Origin of the sequence: Streptomyces sp. WAC06614 (assembly GCF_003949795.1) — a bacterium.
Lineage (GTDB): Bacteria > Actinomycetota > Actinomycetes > Streptomycetales > Streptomycetaceae > Streptomyces.
Genome location: NZ_RPRY01000258.1, coordinates 1 through 10,152, shown reverse-complemented (window position 1 = coordinate 10,152; position 10,152 = coordinate 1). Strand labels below are relative to the sequence as shown.

The 10,152-nt window shown below is 72.4% G+C and carries 10 protein-coding genes and 1 tRNA gene; 5 read left to right on the top strand and 6 right to left on the bottom strand.

What is annotated here, in order from left to right:
• Window positions 1-1,293, top strand: a 1,293-nt coding sequence (locus tag EF918_RS26745) for an EF-Tu/IF-2/RF-3 family GTPase (RefSeq protein WP_260610707.1), incomplete at its 5' end; no start/stop codon positions are given.
• Window positions 1,294-1,405: 112 nt separating this feature from the next.
• The gene (locus EF918_RS26740; RefSeq protein ID WP_125651342.1) at window positions 1,406-3,073 is read left to right on the top strand and encodes a hypothetical protein; all 1,668 of its coding nucleotides are present in this window, start codon (window positions 1,406-1,408) and stop codon (window positions 3,071-3,073) included.
• On the opposite strand, the gene EF918_RS26735 is transcribed toward EF918_RS26740, so the two are convergent.
• A complete protein-coding gene (locus EF918_RS26735) occupies window positions 3,070-3,630 on the bottom strand; it encodes an HIT domain-containing protein (protein WP_125651340.1) in 561 nt (186 codons plus the stop codon). The two genes, EF918_RS26740 and EF918_RS26735, sit on opposite strands and share 4 nt — an antisense overlap.
• A 128-nt stretch (window positions 3,631-3,758) precedes the next feature.
• Complete coding sequence (thrS, locus tag EF918_RS26730; RefSeq protein ID WP_125651338.1) at window positions 3,759-5,735, bottom strand: threonine--tRNA ligase; 1,977 nt, start codon at window positions 5,733-5,735, stop codon at window positions 3,759-3,761.
• A 148-nt stretch (window positions 5,736-5,883) separates the two neighbouring features.
• Here thrS and EF918_RS26725 point away from each other — a divergent pair, with 148 nt between their 5' ends.
• Window positions 5,884-6,366: a GNAT family N-acetyltransferase gene (locus EF918_RS26725; RefSeq protein WP_260610705.1), complete on the top strand. Its 483-nt coding sequence runs from the start codon at window positions 5,884-5,886 to the stop codon at window positions 6,364-6,366.
• 25 nt (window positions 6,367-6,391) lie between these two features.
• On the opposite strand, the gene EF918_RS26720 is transcribed toward EF918_RS26725, so the two are convergent.
• Entirely contained in the window at window positions 6,392-7,651 is a 1,260-nt protein-coding gene (locus EF918_RS26720; protein WP_260610704.1) for a hypothetical protein, read from the bottom strand.
• Window positions 7,651-8,196 carry a DUF4365 domain-containing protein gene (locus EF918_RS26715; protein ID WP_125651334.1) on the bottom strand — a complete coding sequence of 182 codons (546 nt, stop codon included), beginning with the start codon at window positions 8,194-8,196 and terminating at the stop codon, window positions 7,651-7,653. Before EF918_RS26715 ends, EF918_RS26720 begins: the two co-directional genes overlap by 1 nt.
• 214 nt (window positions 8,197-8,410) lie before the next feature.
• Between EF918_RS26715 and EF918_RS26710 the strand changes: the two genes are divergently transcribed.
• Window positions 8,411-9,136: a 3'-5' exonuclease gene (locus tag EF918_RS26710; protein ID WP_125651332.1), complete on the top strand. Its 726-nt coding sequence runs from the start codon at window positions 8,411-8,413 to the stop codon at window positions 9,134-9,136.
• A gap of 106 nt (window positions 9,137-9,242) precedes the next feature.
• On the opposite strand, the gene EF918_RS26705 is transcribed toward EF918_RS26710, so the two are convergent.
• Window positions 9,243-9,314 (bottom strand) — tRNA-Val (locus EF918_RS26705).
• A gap of 39 nt (window positions 9,315-9,353) precedes the next feature.
• On the bottom strand, window positions 9,354-9,815 hold the full coding sequence (locus tag EF918_RS26700) for an SRPBCC family protein (protein WP_125651330.1): 462 nt from the start codon (window positions 9,813-9,815) through the stop codon (window positions 9,354-9,356).
• 132 nt (window positions 9,816-9,947) lie between these two features.
• Between EF918_RS26700 and EF918_RS26695 the strand changes: the two genes are divergently transcribed.
• Window positions 9,948-10,152, top strand: a 205-nt coding sequence (locus tag EF918_RS26695) for a hypothetical protein (RefSeq protein ID WP_148141264.1), incomplete at its 3' end; no start/stop codon positions are given.

Sequence of the window (10,152 nt, the reverse complement as noted above, 5' to 3'; positions counted from 1 at the left end):
GTGAGCGTGCCGACGCGTTCGTCGGCCTCGTGCAGCTCGTGGCTCTCGTGGTGGTCGAGGCCGTGGCCCGAGATCAGCTGCGACCCCGACGGCCCCCTCGTCGCCGAGGTCGTCAAGACCTCCTCCGACCCCTACGTCGGCCGGGTCTCCCTGGTCCGGGTCTTCTCCGGCACCCTCCACCCGGACGACACCGTGCACGTCTCGGGCCACGGCCTCGACCACCACGAGAGCCACGAGCTGCACGAGGCCGACGAACGCGTCGGCACGCTCACCGCCCCGTTCGGCAAACAGCAGCGCTCCCTCCCGCAGGCCATCGCCGGCGACATCGCCTGCGTCGCCCGGCTCACCCGCGCCGAGACCGGCGACACCCTCTCGGCCAAGGACAAGCCCCTGCTCATGGAGGCGTGGGACATGCCCGCCCCGCTCCTCCCGCTGGCCATCCAGGCGCACAGCAAGGCCGACGAGGACAAGCTCAGCCAGGCCCTCGGCCGGCTCGTCGCCGAGGACCCCACGCTCCGGCTGGAGCAGAACCCGCACACCCACCAGGTCGTCCTGTGGTGCCTCGGCGAGGCCCACCAGGACGTCGCCCTCGAACGCCTGCGCACCCGCTACGGCGTCCAGGTCGACCCCGTGCCCCACAAGGTCAGCCTCCGCGAGACCTTCGGCGGCAAGGCCACGGGCCGCGGCCGGCACGTCAAGCAGTCCGGCGGCCACGGCCAGTTCGCGATCTGCGAGATCGAGGTCGAACCCCTGCCCGCCGGCAGCGGCATCGAGTTCGTCGACAAGGTCGTCGGCGGCGCGGTCCCGCGCTCCTTCATCCCCTCCGTCGAGAAGGGGGTGCGCGCCCAGGCCGCCAAGGGCCTGGCCGCCGGGCACCCGCTGGTCGACGTACGGGTCACCCTCGTCGACGGCAAGGCCCACTCGGTCGACTCCTCCGACGCCGCCTTCCAGACCGCCGGTGCGCTCGCCCTGCGGGAGGCCGCCGCCGACGCCCGGATCCACCTTCTCGAACCCGTCGCCGAACTCACCGTGCTGGTGCCCGACGCCCATGTCGGCCCGGTCATGAGCGATCTGGCCGGCCGCCGCGGCCGGGTCGTCGGCACCGAACCGGCGGCCGGCGGCCGGACCCTGGTCCGCGCCGAGATCCCCGAGATCGAGATCGACCGCTACGCCGTCGAACTCCGCTCCGTCTCCCACGGCACCGGCCGCTTCGACCGGACCTACCTGCGGCACGAACCCATGCCACCCCAGCTGGCGGACAAGATTCGCGAACAGGCGGAGAAGGGAACCTAGTTGTCATAGCGTAGGGTGCGGCCGCCCATCCAACCCGCTTGCGGTGGGCGGCATTTCCCTGTCCCATGGCCATGGGCGGGGGTCAGCACGGAGCACACCAGGTGGGGGCCAGATGGCGGACGACGGATTCGACTTCAGTCCGGGGGCACAGATCCCCGTCCAGGGCGGCGGCGCCGGAACCGTGGCGACCAACGCGCTCGCCTCCGTCGCCTATCGCGACGGGTGCAGCGACACCAAGCTCGAAAAGATCAAGGACGCCGACAACGAGTACCACACGTCCACCGTCACGGCGGGCAAACTCTCCCTGTTCACCCCCAGCCTGGGCGAGGCCTACAGCCATGCCGTCGAGAGCCGGCTGCTCGGCGCCGGCCGCAAACCGCTGATCCAGGCCTTCGGCGCCGACCCGCAGACCGTGGTCGAGCACTGCCTGGCCGCGAACCGCATCCGCAAGGAACGCGACCGCAAGCTCATGGTGATCACCTTCCTGTGCGGGATCGTGTTCCTGCCCGGGATGCTGCTGTGGCTGGCCCTGTTCCAGCTCCGCAAGACCCTCGCGGGCAGCGACAGCAAGCACTCCTCCTGGCTCGGTACCGCCGTCCTCGTGGGCATCGCGCTGATCGCCGCCGTCCTCATGTTCCGGCTGCCCTACACCGGCTTCTGGGCGTACTACCTGCGCGGCATGATCATCGCACCGGCCGTCGGCTGGTTCCTGTCCCGCCGGATCTGCGAGGGCACCACCGTCGACCTGCGCTCCCGCTGGGAGGGCCTGCTCTCCGGGGGCGGCGTCCCCGCCAAGATCCCCGAGGCGGTCCCCGGCAACCCCGGTGACAAGGCCGCCGAGGACCTGCGCCACCAGCTCGCCAAGCTCACCGCCGAGGACCGCAGCAACTCCGTCTTCTACGCCGGCCCCAAGGGGATACTGGGCATGGGCACCCGCTGGGGCAGCTGGCAGATGGCCGAGGAGCTCGTCCCCAAGGAGGGTCTCGCCGAGATCCACCCCTTCCGCAGCTGGGACGTCATCCGCGCCATCCACGACCAGCTCGGCCAGATCAACCGCGGCCCGCTCCACACCGGCGGCCTCCCCGCGCCCGACATCACCCACTGGATCGTCACCCCCGTCGGGGAGAAGGCCGCCGAGGTGGCCCGGCCCACCGGCGACGGCGTGCACGACTTCCAGGTCAAACCGCACGAGATCACCCGGATCTGCAACGACCAGCAGTTCGGCGCCGGCAACCGGCACTACCTGGGGATCCAGTGGCCCCTGTGGGACGGCCAGCTCGTGATCACGATGCTGATCACGGTCACCGTGCTCCACAAGACCCTCCGCGTGGAGGTCACCGGGCACGCCCTCGGCCCCGTCAACGGCCTGTTCACCAGCAAGCCCACCCCCGACAAGGTCGAGGTGCCCAAGACCTTCCGGTTCTGGGAGACCACCGAGCGGATCCTGCCCGTCTGCAAGACCGAGGAGGTCGTGCGCCAGATGGTGCGCGCCCCCCTCACCTGGTACCCGCCCCTGCTGAACTGGCTCGGCGGCAAGCTCGTCCTGCCCGAGCCCTTCGGCGTCCGGCACGTCTGGGCCGACTCGATGTGGCGGCACCGCTTCATGGCCGACGACGTGATGCGCGTGGCGACGCCCGTGCTGCGGGTGGTCCACACCGCCGCGATCGGGGTCCTGGAGCAGAACGGCGTGGACACCGACAAGTTCACCGGCCGCGCGTCCGTGGTCAGCGGCCTCGTCCAGGACCCCGCCCCGCGCAAGGCGGACGTGTACGACGCCTAACCGACCGGCCAGGCGTCGGCCAGCATCTGCCGGGTGTCCGCCAGCAGCTGGGGCAGCACCTTGGTGTGGCCGACGACCGGCATGAAGTTCGTGTCCCCGCCCCAGCGGGGCACGATGTGCTGGTGCAGGTGCGCGGCGATGCCGGCCCCGGCCGCCGTGCCCTGGTTCATGCCGATGTTGAAGCCGTGGGCACCCGAGGCCTTGCGCAGGGCGACCATGGCCCGCTTGGTCAGGTCGGCCAGCTCGGCCGTCTCGCTGTCGTCGAGCTCGGTGTAGTCGGCGACGTGCCGGTACGGGACGATCATGGTGTGGCCGCCGTTGTAAGGGTAAAGATTCAGCACGGCGTAGACGTGCTTGCCCCGCGCAACGACCAGGCCGTCCTGGTCCGACATCTCCGGAATCCCGCAGAAGGGGCAGCCGTCCCCGGCCTCCGGGCCGGTCGGCTTGTTCTCCCCCTGGATGTAGGCCATGCGGTGGGGGGTCCACAGCCGCTGGAACGCGTCCTGCGTCCCAACGCCGTTCTGCTGCTCCGGCTGAGTCGTCATGCCATGCAGCATATGACCTCGCCGAAGGGCATGAGGAAGGCCCCCGGAAAGTGGATTCCGGGGGCCTTCGGCTCGTCCGGGGCTCAGGCCTGGACGCGGTCCTCGACGACGGGCTCACTCCCGCTTACGCGGGGAACAGGTCACACCTGGACCCGGCGCTCCACCACATCAACGAGCTTGGCCAGCGCTTCGTCACGGGGAATCCCGTTCTCCTGCGACCCGTCGCGGTAGCGGAAGGAGACGGTGCCCGCGGCCATGTCCTCGTCACCGACGATGATCATGAAGGGGACCTTCAGCTTCTGCTGGTTGCGGATCTTCTTCTGCATGCGGTCCGAGGAGGCGTCCACCTCGACCCGCAGGCCCTTCTTCTTCGCCGCGGCGGCGAACTCCTGGAGGTACTCGACGTGCGCGTCGCCGATCGGGATGCCGACCGCCTGGACCGGGGCCAGCCACGGCGGCATGGCGCCGGCGTAGTGCTCCAGCAGCACCGCGAAGAACCGCTCGATCGAGCCGAACAGCGCGCGGTGGATCATGACCGGGCGCTGGCGGGAACCGTCCGGGCCGGTGTACTCCAGGTCGAAGCGCTCCGGCAGATTGAAGTCCAACTGGACCGTCGACATCTGCCAGGTGCGGCCGATGGCGTCCCGCGCCTGCACGGAGATCTTCGGGCCGTAGAAGGCCGCGCCGCCCGGGTCGGGGGTCAGCGGGAGGCCCTGCTTCTCGGCCACCTGCTGGAGGACCGCGGTGGCCTCCTCCCAGACCTCGTCCGAGCCGACGAACTTCTCCGGGTCCTTGGTGGACAGCTCCAGGTAGAAGTCGGTCAGGCCGTAGTCGCGCAGCAGGTTCAGCACGAAGGTGAGGGTGCGGTCGAGCTCCTCGGCCATCTGCTCACGGGTGCAGTAGATGTGCGCGTCGTCCTGGGTGAAGCCGCGGGCCCGGGTGAGGCCGTGGACCACGCCGGACTTCTCGTACCGGTACACGGTGCCGAACTCGAACAGGCGCAGCGGCAGCTCACGGTAGGAGCGCCCGCGCGCGTCGAAGATCAGGTTGTGCATCGGGCAGTTCATGGGCTTGAGGTAGTAGTCGGTACCACCGTCGAGCTGCATGGGGGGGTACATGCCCTCCGCGTACCAGTCCAGGTGGCCGCTCTTCTCGAAGAGGGCGCCCTTGGTGGCGTGCGGGGAGTAGACGAACTCGTAGCCCTCCTCCTCGTGCCGGCGGCGCGAGTAGTCCTCCATGACCCGGCGGATGATGCCGCCGCGCGGGTGGAAGACGGCCAGGCCGGAGCCGATCTCGTCCGGGATGGAGAAGAGGTCCAGCTCGTTGCCGAGCTTGCGGTGGTCGCGCTTCTCGGCCTCGGCGAGGAAGTCGAGGTGGGCCTTGAGCTCGTCCTTGGACGGCCACGCGGTGCCGTAGATGCGCTGGAGCATCGGGTTCTTCTCGCTGCCGCGCCAGTAGGCGGCCGCGTTGCGCATGAGCTTGAACGCCGGGATGTGCCGGGTGCTCGGCAGGTGGGGACCGCGGCAGAGGTCCTTCCAGCACAGGTCGCCGGTCTTGGCGTCCAGGTTGTCGTAGATGGTCAGCTCGCCGGCGCCCACCTCGACGTTCGCGCCGTCGTCGGTGGAGGCCGAGCCCTTGATGCCGATGAGCTCCAGCTTGTACGGCTCGTCGGCGAGCTCCTCGCGGGCGGCCTCGTCGGTGACCACGCGGCGGGAGAAGCGCTGGCCCCGCTTCTGGATCTCCTGCATCTTCTTCTCGATGGCCTTGAGGTCATCGGGGGTGAAGGGCTTGGCGACGTCGAAGTCGTAGTAGAAGCCGTCCCGGACCGGCGGGCCGATGCCCAGCTTGGCCTCGGGGAAGAGCTCCTGCACGGCCTGGGCCATGACGTGCGCGGTGGAGTGGCGCAGGATGTTCAGGCCGTCCTCGGAGGAGATCTCCACCGGCTCGACGGTCTCGCCGTCCTGGACGACGTACTCCAGGTCCTTCAGCTCGCCCGCGACGCGCGCCGCGATCACGGTGCGCTCGCCGGGGAAGAGGTCCGCCGCCGTGGTGCCCGTGGTCACCACGCGCTCTTCCCGCTCGGAATCGCGTTGGATGATCACACGGACGTCTGACACCGGTCTCTCCTGTCTGAAGGGGTGCGGCAGTGGTCACTGCGCGCGTGTGAATCGTACCGAGCCCGGGCGGCCGCCCGCGAAACGGATTAAGGGCTCGCCCGGGACCGGCGCCCTGGTTAGCGTGGGCGGCCGACCGAAGGAGGTCCTCTTGTCCGACCTGCGGATACGACCACTCGACCTCACCGACGACGCCACCGCCGCCGCCGTGCACCGGATCGGGCGCGCCGCCTACGCCGTGGAGGCCGGCCTGATCGGCTTCGACGGCATCCCGGCGCTGCGCGAGAGCCTCGACGAAATGCGGGCCCGGCCCCTTGACTGGCTGGGCGCGTACTCCTCGGCGGGCGCGGTCGCGGGCTTCCTGGCGTGGGGGCCGGGCCCGGACGGCGGGGCGGAGATCGACCGGCTCTGCGTGGATCCCGGCTGGTTCCGCCGTGGCGTGGCCTCGCTGCTGCTGCGGCACGCACTGGACGAGGTGCTCGTGGACCGGCCCGTGACGGTCACCACCGGGGCGGTGAACACCCCGGCCGTCACCCTCTACACCCGCCTGGAGCTGACCCGCGGCCCCGACTTCTCTCCGGTGCCGGGGCTGGTCATGGCCTCGTTCCACCGCGGGCGGGCGGGCGGGCGCTGACCGGGGGCGGCGCCGCCTCCGGCCCTCAGCCCTCGTAGCCGTCCCGCAGGGTCTTCATCAGGCGGTCGCGTTCCCCGTCGTCGAGGACGACCGGGGTCACGTCGGAGGCGGCGGCCAGGCGGCGGAAGCCGCCGCGGCGCTGGAGGCGGCCGCTGACGGCGACGGGGAGGCCGACGAGGTGGGCGTGGCCGGCCACCCGGTAGGACTCCTCGTCCAGCGCGGCCCGGACGTAGGGGACCTCGGCTCCGGTCAGCACGCGCAGGCGCACGGTGCCTCCGCCGCCGACGGCGGAGCGGCGCATGCGTACGACGGTGCCGGTGACCCGGACCGGTACGGCCGGTTCCGCGCGGGTGTAGCGGTCGGCGGCCTCGCGCAGCACGGGCAGGTCGCCCGGGGAGAACTCGACGGGCTCGGGGCGGGCGGCGCAGCCGGCGGGGACGCCGGCGGCCGGGGCCCAGGCCAGGGCGACGCGGGCGCCCTCGGCGCCGCGGACCAGGGCGACGAGGGCCTCGGCCAGCTCCCGGCTGACGCCGGCCTCGACGGCGGCGTCGAAGGCGTCCATGCCGCCGGTGGCGCGCTGGTAGTCGACGGCCTCGCGGGCGGCGTGCAGGGCGTGGTGCAGCCGGATCACGGTGCCGCGGCCGCCGTCGACGGGCACGTGGGCGGTGAGCCGGCCGCCGTCGGCGGCCGGGCCGACCAGGACGCCGGCCAGGGCCCGTTCGGCGGGGCCCCGGTGGCGGGCGCCGTGGTAGCCGACCCGGGCCACGTCGGCCAGGGCGCCGGCCAGCAGCAGCTTGCGGGCGGCGGAGCGCAGCTGCTCCTGGGCGGTCCAGGCGGCGGGGCCGGGCGGACCGTAGGGCCGGCCCTGGGGGGTCTCGGGCGTGGCGCGGGTGAAGCCGACCTCGTCGCTGGGCACGCGCAGTCCGAACAGCACCTCCCGGGCCGAGGGCAGCCCGCTGCGGGCCAGGGCGGTCAGGGCCTCCTCCAGCAGGTCGGTGCAGTCCGGGAAGGCCCGGGTCTCGGGGACCAGCACGCTGGTGCCGGGCCTGCCGGGCGGGGTCCAGCGGCCGTAGCGCCCGGCCGGTCCGCCGCGGCGCTGCCAGCCGTGCCGGTGCAGCAGCGCGCCGAGGACGGCGGGGTCGACCCGGGTCGGGTCGGGGGCGGCGGGGCCGGTGTCGGGCCCGTAGGGCTCGTAGGGCCCCGGGTCGCCGGGGAGACCGGGCGTGGGGGCCCCGGCGTCCGTGACGGTGCCGGTCAGGGGGCGGCGGTACGGCGGCCAGTCCATCAAGGTGTCCCTCCCGACCCGACCCGGGTCATGATCTCGCACAGCGCCCGGTCGTCGAAGATCCGCGAGGTCGGGATCCGTACGGTGGTCCGGCGCCGGCCGGTCACGGGGTGACCGGCCAGATTGGTCCAGTAGCAGCAGTGCCGCAGGTCGAGCTGGTCGGGTCCGGCGCTGATCCACCCGGAGCGGTCGCGCGGGACGAGCATCACCACCAGGATCTTGGGGACCAGGACGGGGGTCCGGGCGAGCTTGACCAGGTGCTCGTTGTCGAGGGTGAAGGCGAACGACGCCCCGTCCGGGCGCGGCGGCACCTGGTAGGTGGCCTTGAGCTGGACCTTGAGGGTGACCTCGTCGTCGACGGAGTGGGTGGCCGCGCCGTGGCTGACGTGCCAGTCGATGCCGTTGTCGGGGAAGGGCTGGGACAGGGAGCAGCCGGCCGCGGCGGCGACGGCGTGCAGGTATCCCACCTGAAGGGTCTCCATGCAGGCGGTGACGGCGAGGCTGCCGCGCAGCACCTCGCCCGGTTCGGGTTGGGTCAGGGCCATGGCTCCCCGTGCCTTCCAGGCCGATGGGGGTGCCGTCCGGCGGCCGGAGGATGACGGCCGCTCACCTGTACGGTCCCCCACGGGAGTTGTCTCCGGACCCGGCTGCCCCCAAACGGCGTACGGGGCAAACAGCGCGGGTATCACGGATTCGGGCAGATGCAGCGCGGCCGGCCGCGGGGGTAGCCATCTGCCGTCCGGGGACGAGGAGTTCGCCATGTCGCGCTGGTACGAAGGCCCGCTGGCCGCATTCGACACAGAGACCACCGGGGTGGACGTCGAGCAGGACCGGATCGTGTCCGCGGCGCTCGTCGTGCAGGAGTGCGCGGGCGGGCGGGTCCGCGCGACGCGCTGGCTGGTCAATCCGGGGATCCCGGTGCCGCAGGGCGCCGTGGAGGTGCACGGTCTGACGGACGACCACCTCCAGCGGCACGGCCGGTGGCCGGCGCCGGTGGTGGAGGAGATAGCCCGGGCGCTCGCCGAGCAGCAGAGGGCGAACCGTCCGGTGGTGGTGATGAACGCGCCGTTCGATCTGACGCTGCTGGACCGGGAGTTGCGCCGGCACCGGGCGTCGTCGCTGGCGAAGTACCTGGACAACCGGCCGCTGACGGTGCTGGACCCGCGGGTGCTGGACAAGCACCTGGACCGCTACCGCAAGGGCCGGCGGACGCTGACGGACCTGTGCGCGCACTACGGGATAGAGCTCGCGGAGGCGCACGACGCGGCGGCGGACGCGCTGGCCTCGTTGGAGGTGGTGCGGGCGGTGGGCAGGCGGTTCGCGGGGCGGCTGGAGCGGCTGACCCCGACGGAGCTGCACACGCTCCAGGCGGTGTGGCACGCGGCGCAGGCGCGCGGGCTGCAGGCCTGGTTCGCGCGGAACGGTTCCGAGGAGGCGGTGGACCCGCACTGGCCGCTGCGTCCGGAGCTACCGGCGGCGGCGTAGCACGGCCGGGCGCGGGGCGTGGCACGGGACGTGGGGTGCAACGTGGGGCCCCGGGCCGTGGAATGCGGAAGGCCGGTCCGTCTGGTGACGGACCGGCCTGACCCGGTGGGCGATACTGGGATCGAACCAGTGACCCCTTCGGTGTGAACGAAGTGCTCTCCCGCTGAGCTAATCGCCCGGGAACGCACTGAACCATACAGGGGTCATGGGGTCCGGTTCAAACCGCATCCGGCCGGCGGGCCAGATAGCCGGTCAGTCCGCGGCGTCCCGCGCGCATCATCGCCGCGTGGTTGAGCCGGAAGACGGGCCGTCCGGGAAGGGCGAGGCGGCGCATCAGCGGCTTGCGGACGACGACCTCCTGCTCGTAGAGGGCGCGGGTGCCGCCGCCCGGGCGCGGGGTGACGGTCCAGCGGGCCCAGCCGTCGAGGTCGCCGCGCAGGGCCACCTCCAGGACCCCGCGCTGCGGGTCGCGCAGCAGCTCGGTGGCGGTCACGCGCAGCTCGTAGGGGAGGAAGGAGCGGAAGCGGGCGGTGCCGCTGCGTGCGTCGACGGGGTCGACCCGGCGGACCTGGGGCCACCAGCGCGGGTAGTCCTCGGCGCGTTCCAGGGCGGCGTAGACGCGGCCGGGGGCGGCGGGTATGTCCCACACGCTGCGGAAGCGGTAGCGGCTCCAGTCCATGTCCCCAGTCTGGCCCGCCCGGCGGCGCCCCACTCCCCCGCCGGGGGTCGTACTCAGGTGCGGGGATGAGTACCGGGAATGAGTAGGCGCACCCATGTGCGGGGTGGGTGACGGCGACCACACTGCGGAGGTATGGACGTGAACCTGCCGCCGGCCGAGGAGCTGGCGCTGATCGACCGTGAGCTGGCCCAACTCGACGCGCGGCGGATGCAGTTGATGCTGCGGCGGGACTGGCTGGTGCGGCTGCTGACGGGTACGGCGCCGGCCCCCGCGGCCTGGGGTGCGCCGGTGGCGGCGGCCGGGGCCGGCGCCACCGGCGCACCCCAGGCCGCGGGGG

Coding starts and splice junctions, on each gene's coding strand:
- EF918_RS26740 (WP_125651342.1), top strand. CDS start 1,406: ATGGCGGACGACGGATTCGACTTCAGTCCGGGGGCACAGATCCCCGTC.
- EF918_RS26735 (WP_125651340.1), bottom strand. CDS start 3,630: ATGCTGCATGGCATGACGACTCAGCCGGAGCAGCAGAACGGCGTTGGG.
- EF918_RS26720 (WP_260610704.1), bottom strand. CDS start 7,651: ATGGACTGGCCGCCGTACCGCCGCCCCCTGACCGGCACCGTCACGGAC.
- EF918_RS26715 (WP_125651334.1), bottom strand. CDS start 8,196: ATGGCCCTGACCCAACCCGAACCGGGCGAGGTGCTGCGCGGCAGCCTC.
- EF918_RS26710 (WP_125651332.1), top strand. CDS start 8,411: ATGTCGCGCTGGTACGAAGGCCCGCTGGCCGCATTCGACACAGAGACC.
- EF918_RS26700 (WP_125651330.1), bottom strand. CDS start 9,815: ATGGACTGGAGCCGCTACCGCTTCCGCAGCGTGTGGGACATACCCGCC.